Here is a 20340-nt window from a genome sequence, read left to right as displayed (position 1 = left end):
GTTTGTGATATTTTAATATATTCCGAAAAACAGTGGAAATGTGGATAATTTAAATTTAATTATCCACTGATTATACACATATGTGGATAGTGTAAAATAGCTTTATCTATACACATATCCACAATTTCACAATATCTATTATTAAGAATACGATCTTATAATAAATTAATTAAAAAAATATTCATCATAAAAAAGGGGATAATCTTATGAAATTACATTTAAAAAAAAATGATCTAAACAAAGGATTGCAAGTTGTATCCAAAATTGCTCAAAATAAAAATAATAATATGAACACAGAATATGGTATCTTCATTAAAGCTGTTAATAATCAAATTGAAATACAAGCAAATGATTATGCTATGGGTATAAAAACAATTATTCCTGGTATTATCGAAGAAGAAGGAGAAACATTTGTTGCTAATCCATATTTAATTGAATTAATTCGTAAAATATCAAATGATGATATTACTTTTATAAAAAAAGATACCGATTCAAAATTAATAATTACTGGTGGTAATTTAAAATTTGAATGTGCCACTATGAATGCAAGTGATTTTAATGCTGTTGAAATCGTAGATTTAGGCTATACTCAATTGGAAACAAATAGTTTAATTTTAAAAGATTTGATTGATAGTACTACTTTTTCTTGTGCTACTGATATGTCTAAAGCTATTTTTATGGGAGCTTATTTAGATATACATGATACGAATATTTCTATGGTAGCAACAGATACACACCGATTAGCCATAAAAAAAGCATTACTTGAAACACCAATTGAAACACCATTACAAGTAGTTATTCCGAGTAAATTATTAGCAGAAATTTCAAGACAATTACCCGTTGATATACCTGAAATTGTAACTATTACAGCTATTCGTAATTATGTAGCTGTTCGTTTTGGTAATGTATATATTAAAACACAGTTAATTGAAGGAAATTTTCCTAATTATGAACGCGTTATTCCTACAGATTTTCAAAGTGAAATTATCGTAGATAGAGATATCTTTACAGGTGCTGTCGAACGTACTTCAGTTGTAGCTAAAGATGCACAATATAATGTAATTAATTTTACTTTTTCTAATCAAAAAATTAAATTAATGAGTCAACATCCTGAATATGGTATTGTTGAAGACGTGGTTCCATGTACAATGACAGGCGAAGATTTAACCATCTCTTTTAATGGTAAATATATAATTGATATTTTAAAACATTGTCGCCAAGATAAAATTTCTTTAAAAGTAAAAAATAATAGCCCCATGTTAGTAACGGATCAAGATAAAACAGATTGTTTATTTGTTGTAACACCAATGAGGAATAAATAAATGAAAACAATTACTATACATACAGCGTATATACAATTAGATCAATTTTTAAAATGGGCTAATATTACTGCTAATGGTGGAGATATACGTTTTTTTATAGAAGAAAAACGTATTTTAGTGAATAATGAAATTTGCTTAGTAAAAAGAAAAAAATTGTATCATGGTGATATTGTTACTATAAAAAATATAGGTACATGGAAAGTATTAAGGTCTGAAATATGATTATAAAATCTATACGTTTGCTTAATTTCCGTAATTACGAACAAGTAAATATAGAATTTCCTAAAATGATTCATGTATTGTATGGAAAAAATGGACAAGGAAAAACGAATTTATTAGAAGCTCTATATATGATCGGAACGAGTAAGTCATATAAAGGGATACATGATCAAGATTTAATTAATTGGCATCAAATAAGTGGATCTATTATTGTACATTGTATTCGTAATGATGTAGAACAAGAAGTAAAAATTATTCTTTCACGAGTACAAAAAAAAGAATTATGGATTAATAATACAAAATATTCATCAAAAGATTTTTTTGGCTTTGTCAATGAAGTATTATTTTCACCTGATGATTTGCAATTAATCAAAGGAACTCCTTCGTTAAGAAGACATTTTATTGATATGGAAATATCGCAAGCAAATGCTGTTTATTACAAGGATTTATTACAATATAATAGGGTACTAAGTCAACGAAATTTTATTTTAAAAGAATTAAAAAGTGGCAAACATATATCTTTAGAGGAATGGGATAAACAATTAGCGATATTAGCAGCAAAGCTTGTTAGAAAAAGAAAAGAAGTAATTTATAAAATTAATGTATTAGCTGGAATGATTCAACATCGGTTGACGAAAAAAGAAAGTATTCATTTAGTATATTATCAACCTTATGTATTAACAAAAGAAGCTCAAGAAGCAGATATATTATATGCTAAATGGTATTATGAGGCATTAAAGGCGAATGTAAAAGAGGATATATATAAAACGTATACATCTATAGGTCCGCATAGAGATGATTTTATCGTTCATATTAATGGACAGGAAGCTAAAAAATATGCTTCTCAAGGACAACAAAGAACTGCTATATTATCATTAAAGTTATCTGAATTAGAATTTATAAAATCAGAAACAGGAGAATATCCTATTTTATTATTAGATGATGTAATGAGCGAATTAGATGAACAACGTAGACTAGCTTTAATTAAATTTGTGCGAAATCGCATCCAAACATTTATTACAACTACGGATCCCTTTTTATTTTCATCTATGTCTGATTGTTATTATTTAGGTATACACCAAGGAAGGGTTTTGCATTATGGAGAAAAAGCAGAATGAGTTAAAACCAATTGGTGACTTATTACCAAAACTGTTAAAAGAGTATAAATTAGATATTCCATTAAAAATAATGAAGTTAAAAACAGAATGGGCACAAGTTGTAGGGGAGAAAATAGCATCTTTTTCATATGTCCAACATTATAATAAATCGATTTTGTATATCGGGGTTTTAAATTCAGTATGGATGCAACATTTATTTATTCAAAAAAAATCATTAATTTTTAAAATTAATGATTTTTTAGGCGGTACATTTGTTTATGATCTATGTTTTAAAAGAAGTGGGATAAAAAAAAATATATCTTCTTCAACAATACAACCAGTAGAAGAAGATAAAAAAATGGAATATGATTCATCTATCAAAGATTATGTTTTATCTTCACAAACCATAGCTAAAATAAAAAAAGATACAGAAACTATTATATCTCCCTTACGAAGACAATGGCGTAATATTCTTGTTTTACAAGAAAAAAAGAAACAGGTATTATTACAAGAAGGAAAAAAAACATGTCCTATTTGTGGTAATTGGTTAGAAAATAAAGAAAAAATATGTTTACTTTGTCAATTAAAAAAAAGAAGTGAATATAAACGCGAAATACGACAATGTTTACAACTTATGCCTTGGTTATCATTAGAAGAATTTGTTGAGCAAGGACATATTCCTAAAGGTTGTGAAAATTATATTGAATTATATAGGGAAGTTAGACGAGATTGTATTTATCATTATATGGAGAAAATTTATTTAAATGTGGATACACTTGAAGATAATATGATGCTTGCTTTATTTATTACTCAATCAAAGCCTTATGAAATAACGGATGAATTTATTGAAAGACTTACTAAAAAATATCATATGAGAAATAATAAAAATAAAAAAAAGAGGTAAGATATGTATTTACATATTGGTGGTAATTATATGGTTGATATCCATAATATTGTTGCTTTTTTTAAAACAAATCCGAAACGCATAGAAAAAACAAATTCATTACAAAAATATTATAGACCTTTTATTTTTGTAGAAGATGGTACAGATACAAAAATACGTTCTTATATATTAACTGATAATTATATTTATGGATCACCTTTAACCTTAAAAACAATTATTCATAGATATAATCAGTTATTTAAACTTTTAAAGCGTCCTATTTGACTAGCTAAGATAAGAATATGTATAATTAAGTGTTAATAGTGTAGAGGAGGAACTTATTCATGTCGGAAGACCAACAGAAAAATTATGGTGCTGAACAAATTCAAGTATTAGAAGGGCTAGAAGCTGTTAGAAAACGTCCGGGTATGTATATTGGTAGTACATCGCTGCGTGGATTGCATCATCTTGTATATGAAGTAGTAGATAATAGTGTTGATGAAGCATTAGCTGGATATTGCACTCACATAGAAGTAAATATAGAAGCTGATAATAGTATTATAGTTAAAGATAATGGTCGTGGTATTCCTGTTGCTATGCATAAAATAGGAAAGCCAGCTGTTGAAGTTGTTTTAACGGTTTTACATGCGGGTGGAAAATTTGGCGGCGACGGATATCCTATTTCTGGTGGTTTACATGGTGTTGGTATTTCTGTTGTGAATGCATTAAGTGAGTGGACTAAAATAAAAGTAAAACGAGATGGTTATTTATGGGGTATTTCTTTTGCAAGAGGTATAACGAATACCTCTTTGGTTCAAGAAAGACCGTTATTAGATAATGAAGAAACGGGTACAGAAGTTCATTTTAAACCAGACATAGAAATTTTTCCTGATATAGTTTATGATTTTGATACATTAAAAACGAGATTAAGAGAATTAGCTTTTTTAAATAAAGGTTTACATATTACCTTAGAAGATAAACGAATCAAAGATAAAAAAGAAGAATATTGTTATAAAGGAGGTCTGGTTTCTTTTGTTGAATTTTTAAATACGAATAAAGAAAACGTTCATCCGACAGTAGTTCATTTTGAAGGACAAAAAAATCAAGTCATAGTTGACATTGCCATGCAATATAATACAGGGTATAGTGAAAATATTTTAACGTTTGTTAATGATATTTTTACAGAAGAAGGGGGAACACATTTAAGTGGATTTCGTACAGCTTTAACGCGTTTAATTAATGATTATGCTCGAAATATGGGAATTTTAAAAGAAAATGAAGAAAATTTATCTGGTGAAGATGTGCGGGAAGGTTTAACAGCCATTGTTAGTGTAAAAGTAAGAGAACCACAATTTGAAGGACAAACAAAGACTAAATTAGGAAATAGTGAAGTAAAAGGCGTTGTTGATACTATTTTTTCTGATGGATTACGTGAATTTTTTGAAGAACATCCGGTAGAAGCAAAAAATATTATTAATAAAACAATTTCTGCTTCTAGAGCTAGACAAGCTGCTCGTCGTGCAAGAGAATTAACACGTCGTAAAAATGCTTTAGAAATTAGTAGTTTACCAGGAAAATTAGCAGATTGTTCTGAAAAAAATTCAGCTTATACGGAAATTTACTTAGTAGAAGGAGATTCAGCAGGTGGTTCTGCAAAACAAGGAAGAGATAGAAAGTTTCAGGCTATTTTACCTTTGCGAGGAAAGATTATTAATGTAGAAAAAGCTCGGTTAGATAAAATTTTGGCAAATGAAGAAATTCGTTCGATGATTACTGCTTTTGGAACAGGAATTGGAGAAGAATTTGATATTTCTAAGCGACGTTATGATAAGATTATTATCATGACAGATGCTGATGTAGATGGATCTCATATTAGAACCTTATTGTTGACCTTTTTCTATCGGTTTATGAAACCGTTGATAACAGAAGGACATGTGTATATTGCACAACCTCCTTTATATCAAGTTCGCAAGGGAAAGCAAGTATGGTATTTTTATACGGATGAAGAAATGAACGAGAAATTAGATGAATTAGGTCGCGATACTAATAATATTGTTGTACAACGATATAAAGGGTTAGGTGAAATGAATCCAGAACAATTGTGGGAAACGACAATGGATCCTCAATATAGGACTATGTTAAAAGTAGAATTAGAAGATGCGATTAAAGCAGATCGTATTTTTTCGGTGCTTATGGGAGATAAAGTTGAACCACGTCGTCAATTTATCCAAGAAAATGCTAAAAATGTTCGTAACCTTGATTTATAAATGTATGATTGTATAGAAAATCCCCCTATACCGTAATTACGGCTGGGGGTTTTTTATAAGAAAGGATCGATAATGGAAGTTTCATTAGGAAAACAAATTTTAGTTATTTTAATTTTAATTATAGCCAATGGTATATTTTCCTTGTTAGAAATGGCTATTGTTAGTTGTCGAAAGACAAAATTAGAAACGATGGCGGAGAATGGCAATTCAGCTGCAGCAATTGTTTTAAAATTACAAGAAAATCCGAATAAAATGTTTTCAATGGTACAATTCGGTATTACTGTTATTGCGTTATTGACAGGTGTATATGGTGGAACAGAATTAGTTAAACCGTTATCTATGTATGTAGCACAAATTCCTTTCATTAATATGTATGCCCATATTATTTCGTTAGTGGCTATTATTGGAAGTATTACTTATTTATCTATTATTTTGGGAGAAATCGTACCTAAACGCATAGCCATTGATAAACCGGAGAAAATCGCTTGTATATTAGCTCGTCCTATGTTGTATTTTTCTTTACTCTGTACGCCTATTATTTGGTTTTTAGCTATATCTACTCAGTTTTTTACAAAACTATTTGGGATATCAACGACAACTGCTAGACCCGTAACAGAAGAAGAAATTAAAATTTTATTAGAACAAGGGGCTAAATTAGGTTCATTTGCTAAAGAAGAATCAGTCTTGATCGATCGTGTTTTTCGTTTATCTGATATGGATGCTAGTGATATTATGACGAATAAAATGCAAATAGAATGGTTAGATTTGGATGATGATGATAATACTATTATGAAAGAAATGATGTCTTTTACACACAGTAATTTACCCGTTGGTAAGGGTTCGTTAGATGAATTTTACGGTATGATTTCAATTAAACAAGTATTTAAAACGTATTATGAATTAATCCAAAATAAGCATAGTATATCTATTCAGCATTTATTACAACAATGTTTATATAAGCCTATTTATATACCCGAATCAATGAATATCATAAATGTCTTAAGTTCCTTTAGAGAGCATAGTGTGCATGCTGGTATAGTATTAGATGAATATGGTAATTTTACTGGTATTATCACGTTACATGACATTTTAGAAGAATTGGTAGGTATTATGCCAGCAGGGGAAGAAGAAAAGAAAGAAGAGGCAAATAAAATTATACAAAGAAATGATAATGAATGGCTTATTGATGGCATGGTAACGATTGAAGAGTTTAAAGATTATTTTCATATCATGGATTTATTGCCAGAAGAAGATGATGATTTATATAAAACGATAGCAGGTTTTATTATTTATGGATTAGGAAGAATTCCTATTGAAACAGATTGTTATAGTTGGCGTGGATTTACTTTTGAAGTTATAGATATGGATCATTTGCGAGTAGATAAGGTATTAGTTACAAAAAAATCATAGTGAATTATAAATATGTTTACAAATAAAGAAGAATATGGTAAACTATTAATAGTAAAAATCATTTTCGATTTAAATGTGAGATAGTTTTTTTGAGGAGGTAATAGTAATGGAAAAATTGATTGAAAAATTAAACATGTATATGTCTAATTTGGCTGTATTACATCGTAAGTTACAAAATTATCATTGGAATGTAAAAGGACCTGAATTTTTTGTTTTACATGCTAAATTAGAAGAATATTATGATCATATTAATGATAGTATTGATGTTATAGCTGAAGAAATTTTAAAATTACAAGGTCAACCATTAGGAACGATGGCAGATTATTTAAAAGTAGCTACTTTAAAAGAAGCTGAAAATAAAAAAGTATCAGGTGCTGTTATTATTAAATCTTTAATTGAAGATTTTACGTTTATGAAAAAAGAAATTAGCGATATTAAAGCACTTGCTGATGAAAATAATGTTTATGAAGTTTCTGCTATGGCAGATAATTATATTGGTGAATATAGTAAATCTATTTGGATGTTACATCAGTCACAAGAATAATACAGTACAAGATAAATTATAATATAAAATAGAGAATAATGTATTTACATTATTCTCTATTTTTGTGATTAGCCGGAGGAGAAGATATATGGATACATTAGCAGGTGTTAGTTCTACATTATTGATTCCTTTATATGTTCGTGCACAAGATGCTATGCAAGATAATCCTATTTTGGGTGACATGAAGGCGATAGATATTTATTATTCTTTACGAGAAAAATATGATTTTAGTATTTTTAAGGGAAAGAAAAAATCTTATTATGGTATTTTAGCAAGAGCCACTGTGATGGATAGGGAAGCTAAAAAATTTTTAATGAAATATCCTAATAGTATTGTTATCTCTTTAGGAGCAGGATTAGATAGTCGATTTTATCGTATCGATCAAGGGAAGATAGAATGGTACAATGTTGATTTTCCAGAAGTAATACAATTAAGAGAGAGGTATTTTTCTCCTCATGAACGAATTCATAATATTGGGAGGTCTTTATTAGATTCTGATTGGGTATATGAAGTAAAAAATAAGAATAAACCTATTTTGTGCATGAGTGAAGGTGTTTTTATGTATTTTCATATTGATGAAATACTAGCATTATTTCGTATTTTACAAAGTGCTTTTTCATCATATACAATTCATATTGATTTACTTTCAAAATATTTAGTGCATAAAGAAAATATTCACGATATGTGTAAAAATATGGATATCCCTTTTACTTGGGGATCACAAACGGGAAAAGAATTAGTTGAATTAGTTCCACACTTAAAACAAGTAGATCTTATTTCTTTTACACCGAAATTATTAGCAATAGGGCCATGGTATTGGAAGTTATTCGCACCTATTATGTATATGATGAATAATCGATTAGGCATTTATGAATATTCTACTAAAAACTAGGTTGTTCTCTTAGAGAACAACCTAGTTTTTAGTTATGAGCCAATGCCCTTATAATGGCTTGTGTATATTCTTCTGTTGTTGCTGTGCCACCGATATCAGGTGTACGAATAGTCGTATTTTTTAGTACATGTTGAATCGCTGTACGAATTTGTTCTGCTATGTCATTATGGTTTGTATGGTCTAATAATAAACAAGCTGATAATAAAAGAGCAGTTGGATTAGCAATATGTTTTCCTGCAATATCCGGAGCACTACCATGTACAGCTTCAAATAAAGCATAATCATCACCAATATTCATTGAAGGAAGTAACCCTAGACCACCGATTAAACCACTAGTGAGGTCAGATACAATATCACCATATAAATTAGGCATGACTAATATATCGAATTCGTCTGGTTTCATTACTAATTGCATACAGAGATTATCTATAATTTTGGTATCACTTTGGATATGGGGATATTCTTTAGCTATTGTATTAAAACATTCTAAAAATAAACCGTCACTCTTTTTTAAAATATTTGCTTTATGAACACAGGTTATTTTTTTTCTTTGATGCTTTTGTGCATATTGATAGGCCGCGTTTATAATTCGCAAACAAGCTTTTTTTGTTATTTTTTTTATTGCATGAATTGTATCGGCATCCATATTATATTCTACGCCAATATATAAATCTTCTGTATTTTCTCTAAATGTAATGATATCAACATGAGAAAAAGGTGTTTTGATAGCTGGGGTACTTTTAGCGGGACGAATATTAGCAAACAGATTGTATTTTTCACGTAATAGTACATTTAAGGAGCGAAATCCACAGCCAATAGGAGTAGTAATAGGTGCTTTTAATAATAGTTTTGTTTTTTCAAAGGATGCAAAAGCTTGTGGTGGAATTAGAGCACCATGGGAATGATATTCCTTTTCACCCACTTCAAATATTTCATAAGTAAAAGGAGCTTTTACTTCGTTTAAAATAGTTAGTACGGCATCGGTAATTTCAGGACCAATGCCATCTCCTCTAAATACGGTAATTGGTTTCATTATCTTTCCTCCCAAGGTATATATGATTCTGTATTGCCTACATATTTTGTAGCGGGTCGGACAATACGGTTATCGTATAATTTATGTTCTATATTATGGGCTAACCAGCCTACAAAACGGCTAATAACAAATAATGGTGTATATAAATCACGTGGTATACCTAGTAATTGATAAGCAAACCCACTGTAAAAATCAACATTTGTGCAGACCGCGGTTTGATTTCTTTCGGATAAAAATGATTTAGCTAATTTTTCAAATCGTACATAAAAATCAAATAATTCTTTTACTTCTGTACGTTCTTTTGATAATTGTTGGCAATACATTTTAATGAGTTCTGCTCGTGGATCAGTTAAGGTATATACAGCATGACCAAAGCCGTATATCAATCCTTGGTTATCAAAAAATTCATGATTTATTATTTTCTCAATTATTTTTTTTATTTCTTTTTCTGAAGCATGTAAGCCAAGCGTTTTTATAATTTCTTCCATCATAAGGGATACTTTTATATTAGCACCACCATGACGAGAGCCCTTTAAGGCACCGATAGATGCAGCCATACTGGAATATAAATCGGTGTTTGTAGAAGAAACGACTACATTGGTAAATGTAGAATTGGTACCGCCACCGTGATCGGCATGTAGAAATAAGAGTAAATCAAGTAATCGTGATTCTTGTGGTGTGAATGTTGACTGTGGTCTGAGAATAGATAAAATATTTTCTGCGGTAGAATAATCTGCTCGGGGATAATGAATAATAAGACTTTTGCGATGATAGTAATGCATTTTCGACATATATGCATATACTGCAATAGAGGGTAATTTACCCATAATGTTAAGTCCTTTTTGCAATGTAGGATATACTTCTGTATTATCAGGATCGCTATCATAATTATAAAGTGTTAACAAAGCATGTTGCAGTTTGTTCATTAAATGTTTTCCCGGCAAGCGAAGTAAGTTCATTTCTAAAAACTCATGAGGTAATTCGTAATTTTTTTGTAAGATAGAACAGAAATCGTCGAGTTCTTTAGTTGTGGGTAAATACCCAAATAATAGCAAAAAAGACGCTTGTTCATATAAATATTTTTGGTATATATCGTTTGTTACTAATTCATTAATATCTATACCACGATAATAAAGAACGCCATTACAATTTATTTTGTTGCCTGTATCATCACGAGTGTAACCGATAACATCGGCTATACGAGTTAAACCAACGAGGACGCCTGTATGATCTTCATTGCGTAATCCTCGTTTTACATTATACTTATTATATAAAGTACGGGAGATTTTTGTGTAATTTTGTGATTTCCCATAAAATTGAGCTAAGCAAATATTATTATCAATCATAGCCATACCTCTCTTATTGATGATTTGAAAATTGTAATTATAGTATATTATATCATAAAAATAAAAAAAAAAGTGATTATTTTTGAATTATATGATATTATATGTAATAAAATATCATTTTATTTTATAATAAGAAAATAATAATATATTATTTTTTATAATAAGAAAATAATAATAAAAAGGTGATTTTATATGATTATATTGCATGATGATGGTGTATATGTATTGCAAGGAAAAAAATGGATAGAAAAAGAAATATATGAAAAAAAATATGGGCGAGAAGAAAAAATAATAATGCGAAAACGAGCAAAAAAAGGAACTATTTCTTATGGAATTTTGCAAAAACATAACATGGGAACTGATAAAAATGCGTTACGCATTCGGTTTGATGCGATGGCTTCACATGATATTACCTATGTGGGGATTATTCAAACGGCAAAAGCTTCAGGGATGGAATCATTTCCGGTACCGTATGTATTAACAAATTGTCATAACTCATTATGTGCTGTGGGTGGTACGATTAATGAAGATGATCATGTTTTTGGGTTATCTGCTGCAAAAAAATATGGTGGTATTTTTGTACCACCTCATATTGCCGTTATTCATCAATATATGCGTGAACGAATGGCAGGTTGTGGAAAAATGATCTTAGGTTCAGATAGCCATACGCGTTATGGTGCGTTAGGAACCATGGCGATTGGTGAAGGAGGCGGTGAACTAGTTAAACAATTATTATTGGATACATATGATATAGCTTATCCAGAAGTTATTGGAGTATATGTAACTGGTAAACCCTCACCTGAGGTAGGCCCGCATGATATTGCGTTAGCTATTATTGGTGCTGTTTTTAAAAAGGGATATGTAAAAAATAAAGTAATGGAATTTATTGGTCCAGGAATTCAATATATGAATACAGATTTTCGTAATAGTATTGATGTTATGACGACAGAAACAGCTTGTCTTACATCTATTTGGCAAACGGATGAAGATACGGAAGAGTATTTAGCGTTACATGGACGAAAAGAAGCGTATGTAAAATTAGAGCCACGTGAAATTGCGTATTATGATGGTTTTATTGAGATTGATTTATCTACGATAAAGCCGATGATTGCTTTGCCTATGCATCCGAGTAATGTATATACAATTGATGAATTTATACAACATGCTAGCGATATTTTACGTACTGTTGAGAAAGAAATAGAAGAACGCATAGGGATTAATGTTGACTATTCGTTGACAGATAAATTAAAAAATGGTCGCTTTTATGTACAACAAGGTGTTATAGCCGGGTGTGCTGGTGGAAATTATGGTAATATTGTAGCGGCTACACATGTGTTAAAGGATGCTAATTGTGGAAATGATCTTTTTTCCTTAGAAGTTTACCCGTCTTCACAACCTGTATATATGGATTTAATTCGTAATGGTTGTGTAAGTTCACTAATGGCGGCCGGTTCGGTTGTGAAAACGGCCTTTTGTGGACCTTGTTTTGGTGCAGGCGATACGCCAGCAAATAATGCGTTTAGTATTCGGCATACGACTCGTAATTTTCCAAATCGTGAAGGCTCTAAACCAGGAAATGGACAATTTTCAGCAGTTGCTTTAATGGATGCTCGTTCTATTGCGGCAACGGCTAGAAATGGTGGCTTTTTAACATCGGCAGAAGGCTATTTTGATGATTATGTAGAAACTTCTTACGCATATGATAATACGTCTTATGAAAAACGTGTGTATGAGGGATTTGGTAAGAAAAAAATAGAAAGTCCTTTGATTTATGGGCCGAATATAAAAGATTGGCCAATATTACCGCCTTTATCGGAACATTTAGTGTTAAACGTTTGTGCAAAAATTATGGATGCTGTTACTACTACAGATGAATTAATTCCCTCTGGAGAAACATCTTCTTATCGTTCTAATCCGTTAGGATTAGCAGAATTTACGTTATCAAGAAGAGAGCCACTTTATGTATCACGAGCTAAGGCCGTGGCAGCATTAGAAAAAACACGCCGTCAAGAAAATGAGATGTTAGCATATACAGATAGCACATTAATTGAAATAGGCAAAAAAATAAATACAATTGAAGGTAAGGCAAATTGGAATAATACAAGCATAGCAAGTTTGATTTATTGTGTTAAGCCTGGTGATGGATCTGCGAGAGAACAAGCGGCTAGTTGTCAACGTGTGTTAGGTGGGGGTGCGAATATTTGTCAAGAATATGCAACCAAAAGATATCGCTCTAATGTTATTAATTGGGGCATGTTACCTTTACAAATGAAGGATATACCTATGTTTGATGTGGGTGATTATATTTTTATTCCTTATATTCGTCAATATGTAATGGAAGGGCGAAGGGAATGTAAAGCATATGTTTTAGGAGAACAAATATACGAAATTACATTATATATGGAAACGCTTACAGATATGGAACGGGATATTATATGTGATGGTTGTTTAATTAACTTTAATAAGAAGAGAAAATTAAACATAGAATAACAAAATATTTTCATATATTATTTTCTAGTTTCTATAAAATTAAGTATAATGTAAGTAGTAAAGGAGGAAGATTTATGAAATTTGTGAAAATGCATGGTTTAGGAAATGATTTTGTTTTTTTTGAAGATAAAAATGGAATGAATAAGGATTTTTCACAAGTAGCTATTACGTTGTGTGATCGGCATACTGGTATAGGTGCAGATGGCATTATCGTTATTGTGCCTAGTAATGTAGCAGATATACGTATGCGTATTATTAATGCGGATGGTAGTGAAGCTGAAATGTGTGGTAATGGTATTCGTTGTTTTGCTAAGTATGTATATGACAATGGCTTTATTAGCAAAAAAGAGTTTACCGTAGAAACATTAGCTGGTATTATGAAACCAAAAGTTATTGTCGGGGAAGATGGTAAGGTTAGCTTAGTTACTATTAATATGGGAAAACCTTATATGGAACGGGAACAAATTCCTATGAATGGACCAGAAGGAAAAGTCGTTAACGAACCATTAATTATTGATGGTGACACTTATTATATTACGAGTATTTTAATGGGTGTTCCACATACAATGACATATGTAAAAGATGTAGAAAAAGTTGATTTACTTACACTTGGACCAAAATTTGAAACTAATCCTGTTTTTCCTAAAAAGACCAATATGAATTTTGTTCAAGTGATAGACGATCATACGATTAAAGTTCATACATGGGAACGCGGTGCTGGTGCTACTTTGGCGTGTGGAACGGGATCTTGTGCTTGTGCCGTTGGATCCTATTTAAATGGATTTACAGGGAGAAGTGTTGATGTCCAATTGTATTTAGGCACCTTACATATAGAATATAATGAAGACGATGGAAATGTTTATATGACGGGACCGGCGGCTGTTTCGTTTGTAGGGGAATGGAAAGAATAAAATAAAAAGGCATAATTGGTAAGGTTGTTTACGATTATGCCTTTTCCCTTGCTAAATATTTATTAATAAGCTATAATAATATAGCTTATTAATAAAAGTACTGATGTATGGTAATTCGTTGGGGCCTATGCAATGAAAACCTATGAACCTCGTCAGGTCTGAGAAGAAGCAGCGATAAATAGTTATTTTTATGTGCCATGGGGAAACCTGGCGAATTATCATACACGAGTACTTTTAAAATAGAGTGAAGCAGCGGTAGCTGCTTTTTTTGTATATTATGAGAGGTATCTTATGGCTTATATTGCGTTATATCGTAAATGGCGTCCTAAAAGTTTTTCCGATGTAGTAGGACAAAAACAAGTAACAGAAATATTGCAAAAAGCTATTTGCTTAGATAAGATTGCCCATGCTTATTTGTTTTCAGGCCCTCGTGGTACAGGAAAAACAAGTATGGCTAAAATATTTGCAAGAGCTATTAATTGTGAACATGAACAAAATGGAAATCCCTGTAACACTTGTTCTATTTGTACTCAAATTATAGAGGGAGATTCATTAGATGTAGTAGAAATTGATGCAGCTTCTAATCGTAGTATTGAAGATATTCGTACCTTACGTGAAACGATAAAATTTTTACCTGCAGAAGGTAGAAAAAAAATATACATTATTGATGAAGTACATATGCTTACGATTGAAGCTTTTAATGCATTATTAAAAACATTGGAAGAGCCACCAAGTCATGTTATTTTTATTTTAGCAACAACGGAGCCGGAACGTATTCCGATTACTATTTTATCTAGGTGTCAGCGGTATGAGTTCCATCGTATTTCTAGTGACGATATTATGTCTCGGTTATTATATATTGCTAAAGAAGAAAATATATCTTTAACTGTTGAAGCGGCAAGGCTTTTGGCTGTACAAGCTGAAGGAGGTATGCGAGATGCGTTGAGCATGTTAGATCAATGTGTGGGAAATGGTACACAATATATTGATGATAATATGGTCCGACAAGTTTTAGGATTATTGGGAAAAGAGTGGATTTTTTCTTTAAGTACGGCTATATTTCATAATCAGGGTAAAGAAATTATAAAACAAATAGATCACATTATTCATTTAGGAAAAGAGCCATATATTATCCTGTCTAGTTTTATTGAACATATTCGGGCATTAATGTTTATGCAAGTTCATGCTACATCAGACGTCATGGCAGATTATGCCGAACAAATGCAAGAATTAGAAAAACAAGCACAATCAATAACATCGGAACGATTGTTTTATATATTAAAAGTACTACAAGAAACCCTGTTACAAGTTAAAACATCGCCTATGCCGAGAGTTATTGTAGAAATGGGTTTATTAATGGCGGCACAAGGAGAAAATAAGAATACCAATATAAGTGATAGTGCCTTAGCTTTGCAGGTAAATCAATTAGAAAACATGGTATTACAATTACAAACAAAGGTCGATACATTAATAAAAAATAAACCGATTATAACCTCTGTAACTTCAAATATACCTGAAGATAAGGATGAAATTGATGATTATGAAGAGGATTATACAGTTGCTTCTGAGATAGATGTACCATGTAGTCAAGACAATATAAAAGAAGCACGCACAAAAGAAGCAAAAGAAGCAGTAGTTTTATCAGAAAAAGTGGTTTCTACGGGGAATATAACCAATAAAACTACATCTGAAAAGAAAGAAAAATTATATTCTTCTATAGAATACGAAGAAATTTTTCAACAGGTATTAAGGTATTTAAATGATAAAAAAAAGAAGAGAATTGCTTATGCTTTTGGACAGGGAAAAATCGTATGCATAGAAAAAAATACGATTGTGATAAGTTTGAATGATAAATTTAGTTTTGGTTTTAATTTACTTAAAGAAGAGAATGCTCGGAAGATGCTAGAAGAGGCCTTTGGTTCTATTTTACAAGGTACATGTTATGTACAGGTTTATTTAGATAGTGATTCTCAAATAAAAGCATGGGAGAAAAAAAGTACCGCTTTATTAAAAAAAAATAATGATAATGTACAAAAAAAAGAAGTTTTTCATCAAAAGAAAGAAACGCTTGCAGCAGTAGTATCGGCAACTCATGTGCATATGGATAATACTGAAACGAATACAGTGCTTGATGCACAAGTGAACGATGTAAAAAAAATGAATTTAAAAGAAAAGAGTGTTGTCGAACCATTGCTCAAAAGGTTAGGAGAATGTAATATATATATAGAAGAAGATCCTTATAAAGGCGAGCATGAATAGGAGGAAATAATATGTTTGGTGGAAATATGCAAGGTATGATGAAAAAAGTACAAAAAATGCAAAAAGAAATGCAAAAATTACAAGAAGATTTAAAAAAACGTACGGTCGAAGTGACTGTTGGTGGTGGTGCATTGGTTGTTGTTATGAATGGAGAAAAAATGCTTGAAGCTGTTCATATTGATAAAAATATTTCAGTTGAAGACGATATGGAAATGTTAGAAGATTTATTTTTAGCTGCAGTAAATGAGGCAAATCGAAAAATAGATGAATTAACAGCAAAAGAAATGGGAAAAATTACTGGTGGCATGAATATTCCGGGGCTCTTTTAATGGATCATTCATTAGAACGATTAACCGAACAATTTCGTCGTTTACCTGGAATTGGTGTAAAAACAGCACGTAAATTAGCTTATTATATTGTGCAGGAACCGAATGAAAAGGTTGATGAATTTATTAGTGCGTTGCAACAAGCGAAGGCAAGTATGTGTTTTTGTTCCCAGTGTTTTAATTTGTCTGATCAAGATCCTTGTCCTATTTGTAGTGATGTAAAAAGAGATCATACTATTATTTGTGTGGTTGAAACAACACAAGATGTGTTGGCTATCGAACGTAGTGGTAATTATCATGGTTTATATCATGTTTTACAGGGAGCTTTATCTCCGCTTGATGGCGTGAGTGTTGATGATTTGCGCATTAAAGAATTATTGCAACGGTTAGGGAATACGGATATTAAAGAAGTAATACTTGCAACGGATCCGGATGTAGAAGGCGAAGCAACTGCGTTATATTTAGCAAGATTATTAAAAACAGCAGGTATAAAAGTAACAAGAATTGCTCGCGGTATTCCTATGGGGGGCGATATTGAATATGCCGATGAAGTGACCTTAGCTGGTGCCGTAGAAAATCGACAGGAGATGTGAGAATAATAATGCAGTATGGATGGATTATAGGGGGTATAATTATTTTATTTATTATTAATAAAATATTTTTAATGCCATTGCGTAAATTGACTATGCATATTATTATGGGAATTGTTGTGTTATATGTTATTAATACCTATGGTTCTATAATTGGCTTAGCAACTGTTCCTATTACAGCTGTTACGGGAATCATTATAGGTATTTTAGGATTTCCCGGAACTATATTGTTGACATTGTATTATACGTTTTTACAATAGATAGCGGAGTGATATTGTGCTAGGTAAAAAATGGATAAGTTGTATAGTTATCATAGTTTCTATTGTTATTGGAATAACGGGATGTCATACGAATGGAAAAATGCAGGTTGAAAAGATTTCTGTTTCCAATCAACCTGCAGTGGTAACATTAGAGGGACATATATCACCTTTAGTAAGTATCAATATTATACCTAATATATCAGGAAAGATAGTGACTAAACCGTTAATAAAAGGTCAATTGGTGAAACAAGGAGAATGTATCGTTAAAGTGGACGATACATCTTATAAGAAGCAGTTAGCTTTATCTCAGCAAATGGGCACATCACAACAATTAGTAGCAGCTCATAAAGTAACGATAAAAGAAAAAGAAGAACAAGATAAATGGTATCGTTTATATAAAGAAGGTATTATTTCGCGAGTAGAATATGATTCGTTGACACAGCATATGAAAACATCTAATGTAACGACATCATCTACCTCTACGGCATTACAAGAAGCGATGAAAAATGCTCAGTTTATGGTTCAAAATGCTACGATTATAGCACCTGTTAGTGGATGTATTACTATGGTTGCTAAAAATCCAACGATGGCTGTTGCAGGGCAAGTGCTAGCTATGGTTCAACAGACTTCTCCATTATTAGTAAGTGTAGCTATACCTGAACAATACATAAGTGTATTAAGAAAAGCACAGCAAACAGGTAATTTAACAATTCATATAATATCTGATATAGGAATGATGGAAGAGGGAAAATTGACTTATATATCAGCTGCCAAGGATCCGTTGACAGGACTTTTTGTAGGTAAAATTTTATGTAATAATAGTAAGCAAATTTTTCGTTCGGGAGAAGTATGTAAAATTAAGTTGATAACCAATCAATTAACGCCTCAAATTACAGTTCCTAAAATGGCTATTCGTACTAAAGATAGCGGAGATTTTGTATATATTGTAAATAAAAAAGGTATTGTTGATGTTCGCTCTGTATTAACGGGAGAGGGTATAGGTGGCCGTGTTATTATTTTATCTGGTTTAAAAAAAGGCGATACTATTGTGGTTAATCCATCTGCTACATTACAGATTGGAATGCGTATTACATAGTTGGCATGGAAAGGAGAGTATAGTGCGAGATATAGCATCACATTCAATGGTTTTATTAAAATCGTTAGAAAAAAGCTTAGATGTGTTAGATATTTTTTTAGAATGTAATAAAGAAATGAGTCTTAATGCTATTGCTAATAGAGCAAAGTTAAATATATCAACGACATTTCGTATTGTAAGTACATTAGAACGGCGGCAGTATTTACAACGAGATCCAATCTATCGAAAATATAAATTAGGCCCTAAAGCATTAGCTTTAGGGTATTCGTCACATTGGACAGAAAATATTGTAACATTAGCAAGACCTTATTTATACAGGTTACAACAAGATTTTAATGAAACAGCTAGTATTTATGTAGCTGAAGGAGATAGTCGTATTTGCTTGGATTTTGTTGAAAGTTCTCGTTCATTACGACGAGTTATTCCGGCGGGAGAGTCTCTACCTATATACAAAGGGGCGGCAGGTAAAGTATTATTAGCTTGGTCGACAGAAGAGGTACAACAACGTATTTGTGAAGATTATGGTGTGGTAACATTAGCTGATTTAAATGTTATACGGCATAATGGTTATGCTGTTACACAGGATGAAAGTGAACACGGACTATTTGCTATTTCTGTTCCCGTTTTCAATTTTAATAGCACTATTGCCGCAGCTTTAACTATTGCTGGTCCAACGATGCGTTTTTATGAGTCCGTACGCCAAAAAATGTTATTTGCGTTAAATCAATATGCAGGAGAATTATCTCATTTATTAGGTCATCAGCGAGGCATATAATGTATATACCGTGGAAGTATACCGATTTTCAAGATAAGGCAACAAATGTTGCTCAAAAATTATTAGGTATGTATTTAATTCATCGTACATCTGAAGTAGAATATATTGGTAAAATTGTAGAAACAGAAGCATATGGGGGGAGTTATCGGGGGAAGATAGATGATGCTTCTCATGCCTGGAGAAAACGGACGAATAGAAATGAGCCAATGTTTCAAAATGGTGGTATCAGTTATGTATATTTGATATATGGCATGTATCATTGTTTTAATGTTGTGACGAGCCTTAAAGATGATGCTCAAGCAGTATTAATTCGTGCTATTGAACCCATTCAGGGAAAGGAATATATGTTGGCAAATCGAAAGTTGTCTATACCAGACAAACGTATTTCTAATGGTCCAGGAAAACTTTGCACAGCAATGAATATTACGATAAAAGAAAATAGTATTCCATTATGGAAAGCTCCTTTATTTATTGCTACACCGACTAACAAGGAAATGATACGCATTGTAAAGGGAAAGCGTGTCAATATTTCGTATGCTGAAAAAGGAAAGTATTTTCCTTGGCGTTTTTTTATTCAAGGTAATCCCTATGTTTCAAAGGGATAATCATTCGCATTAAGG

20 protein-coding genes and 1 other RNA gene are annotated in these 20340 nt (G+C 31.4%); 19 read left to right on the top strand and 2 right to left on the bottom strand.

All coding sequences use genetic code 11. From position 1 onward, the window contains the following. Nucleotides 1-206: 206 nt before the first annotated feature. The 9 genes from dnaN to HMPREF3182_RS05925 all read left to right on the top strand — a co-directional run bounded on the left by dnaN (nucleotide 207) and on the right by HMPREF3182_RS05925 (nucleotide 8634). Nucleotides 207-1322, top strand: coding sequence for a DNA polymerase III subunit beta (gene dnaN, locus HMPREF3182_RS05965; RefSeq protein WP_062486190.1), 1116 nt, complete (start codon nucleotides 207-209; stop codon nucleotides 1320-1322). Beyond that, a complete protein-coding gene (locus HMPREF3182_RS05960; protein WP_007393210.1) occupies nucleotides 1323-1544 on the top strand; it encodes an RNA-binding S4 domain-containing protein in 222 nt (73 codons plus the stop codon). Then, entirely contained in the window at nucleotides 1541-2659 is a 1119-nt protein-coding gene (recF, locus tag HMPREF3182_RS05955) for a DNA replication/repair protein RecF (RefSeq protein ID WP_072270834.1), read from the top strand. Before HMPREF3182_RS05960 ends, recF begins: the two co-directional genes overlap by 4 nt. Beyond that, entirely contained in the window at nucleotides 2640-3542 is a 903-nt protein-coding gene (locus HMPREF3182_RS05950; protein ID WP_007393181.1) for a DciA family protein, read from the top strand. The genes recF and HMPREF3182_RS05950 overlap by 20 nt, the downstream gene beginning before the upstream one ends. A 3-nt stretch (nucleotides 3543-3545) precedes the next feature. Further along, nucleotides 3546-3806, top strand: a complete 261-nt coding sequence (locus HMPREF3182_RS05945; protein ID WP_062486187.1) for a DUF370 domain-containing protein — start codon at nucleotides 3546-3548, stop codon at nucleotides 3804-3806. A gap of 59 nt (nucleotides 3807-3865) precedes the next feature. After that, nucleotides 3866-5788, top strand: coding sequence for a DNA topoisomerase (ATP-hydrolyzing) subunit B (gyrB, locus tag HMPREF3182_RS05940; protein WP_062486184.1), 1923 nt, complete (start codon nucleotides 3866-3868; stop codon nucleotides 5786-5788). 72 nt (nucleotides 5789-5860) lie between these two features. Next, entirely contained in the window at nucleotides 5861-7198 is a 1338-nt protein-coding gene (locus HMPREF3182_RS05935; RefSeq protein WP_007393139.1) for a hemolysin family protein, read from the top strand. 106 nt (nucleotides 7199-7304) lie between these two features. Further along, a complete protein-coding gene (locus HMPREF3182_RS05930; protein ID WP_062486181.1) occupies nucleotides 7305-7742 on the top strand; it encodes a Dps family protein in 438 nt (145 codons plus the stop codon). A gap of 88 nt (nucleotides 7743-7830) precedes the next feature. Beyond that, entirely contained in the window at nucleotides 7831-8634 is an 804-nt protein-coding gene (locus tag HMPREF3182_RS05925) for a class I SAM-dependent methyltransferase (protein ID WP_062486180.1), read from the top strand. Nucleotides 8635-8662: 28 nt separating this feature from the next. Here HMPREF3182_RS05925 and HMPREF3182_RS05920 read toward each other — a convergent pair whose 3' ends face one another. After that, nucleotides 8663-9667: an isocitrate/isopropylmalate dehydrogenase family protein gene (locus HMPREF3182_RS05920; protein ID WP_007393141.1), complete on the bottom strand. Its 1005-nt coding sequence runs from the start codon at nucleotides 9665-9667 to the stop codon at nucleotides 8663-8665. Beyond that, the gene (locus HMPREF3182_RS05915; RefSeq protein WP_062486177.1) at nucleotides 9667-11013 is read right to left on the bottom strand and encodes a citrate synthase; all 1347 of its coding nucleotides are present in this window, start codon (nucleotides 11011-11013) and stop codon (nucleotides 9667-9669) included. The genes HMPREF3182_RS05920 and HMPREF3182_RS05915 overlap by 1 nt, the downstream gene beginning before the upstream one ends. A gap of 192 nt (nucleotides 11014-11205) precedes the next feature. Here HMPREF3182_RS05915 and HMPREF3182_RS05910 point away from each other — a divergent pair, with 192 nt between their 5' ends. From HMPREF3182_RS05910 to HMPREF3182_RS05865, 10 genes are all read left to right on the top strand, one after another. Beyond that, nucleotides 11206-13503: a hydratase gene (locus HMPREF3182_RS05910; protein ID WP_062486174.1), complete on the top strand. Its 2298-nt coding sequence runs from the start codon at nucleotides 11206-11208 to the stop codon at nucleotides 13501-13503. Between the two features lie 74 nt (nucleotides 13504-13577). After that, nucleotides 13578-14414 carry a diaminopimelate epimerase gene (dapF, locus tag HMPREF3182_RS05905; RefSeq protein ID WP_062486171.1) on the top strand — a complete coding sequence of 279 codons (837 nt, stop codon included), beginning with the start codon at nucleotides 13578-13580 and terminating at the stop codon, nucleotides 14412-14414. A gap of 46 nt (nucleotides 14415-14460) precedes the next feature. Next, nucleotides 14461-14664, top strand: an RNA gene (ffs, locus tag HMPREF3182_RS05900) — signal recognition particle sRNA large type. Between the two features lie 41 nt (nucleotides 14665-14705). Further along, nucleotides 14706-16673: a DNA polymerase III subunit gamma/tau gene (gene dnaX, locus HMPREF3182_RS05895; protein ID WP_072270833.1), complete on the top strand. Its 1968-nt coding sequence runs from the start codon at nucleotides 14706-14708 to the stop codon at nucleotides 16671-16673. 11 nt (nucleotides 16674-16684) lie between these two features. Then, nucleotides 16685-17002: a YbaB/EbfC family nucleoid-associated protein gene (locus tag HMPREF3182_RS05890; RefSeq protein ID WP_007393198.1), complete on the top strand. Its 318-nt coding sequence runs from the start codon at nucleotides 16685-16687 to the stop codon at nucleotides 17000-17002. Beyond that, nucleotides 17002-17592 (top strand): recombination mediator RecR, encoded by a 591-nt coding sequence (gene recR, locus HMPREF3182_RS05885; protein WP_062486168.1) that lies wholly within the window; start codon nucleotides 17002-17004, stop codon nucleotides 17590-17592. Before HMPREF3182_RS05890 ends, recR begins: the two co-directional genes overlap by 1 nt. Next, nucleotides 17589-17849: a pro-sigmaK processing inhibitor BofA family protein gene (locus HMPREF3182_RS05880; RefSeq protein ID WP_235808660.1), complete on the top strand. Its 261-nt coding sequence runs from the start codon at nucleotides 17589-17591 to the stop codon at nucleotides 17847-17849. Before recR ends, HMPREF3182_RS05880 begins: the two co-directional genes overlap by 4 nt. Nucleotides 17850-17865: 16 nt before the next feature. After that, the gene (locus HMPREF3182_RS05875; protein ID WP_062486164.1) at nucleotides 17866-18945 is read left to right on the top strand and encodes an efflux RND transporter periplasmic adaptor subunit; all 1080 of its coding nucleotides are present in this window, start codon (nucleotides 17866-17868) and stop codon (nucleotides 18943-18945) included. A 22-nt stretch (nucleotides 18946-18967) separates the two neighbouring features. After that, the gene (locus HMPREF3182_RS05870; RefSeq protein ID WP_007393240.1) at nucleotides 18968-19720 is read left to right on the top strand and encodes an IclR family transcriptional regulator; all 753 of its coding nucleotides are present in this window, start codon (nucleotides 18968-18970) and stop codon (nucleotides 19718-19720) included. Next, nucleotides 19720-20325 (top strand): DNA-3-methyladenine glycosylase, encoded by a 606-nt coding sequence (locus tag HMPREF3182_RS05865; protein ID WP_062486162.1) that lies wholly within the window; start codon nucleotides 19720-19722, stop codon nucleotides 20323-20325. The genes HMPREF3182_RS05870 and HMPREF3182_RS05865 overlap by 1 nt, the downstream gene beginning before the upstream one ends. Nucleotides 20326-20340: the final 15 nt, after the last annotated feature.

The sequence above is a fragment of the Megasphaera hutchinsoni genome, from assembly GCF_001553405.1.
Lineage (GTDB): Bacteria > Bacillota > Negativicutes > Veillonellales > Megasphaeraceae > Megasphaera > Megasphaera hutchinsoni.
The sequence above is the reverse complement of the archived record's forward strand: the minus strand, read 5'-3'. Positions and strand labels throughout refer to the sequence as shown.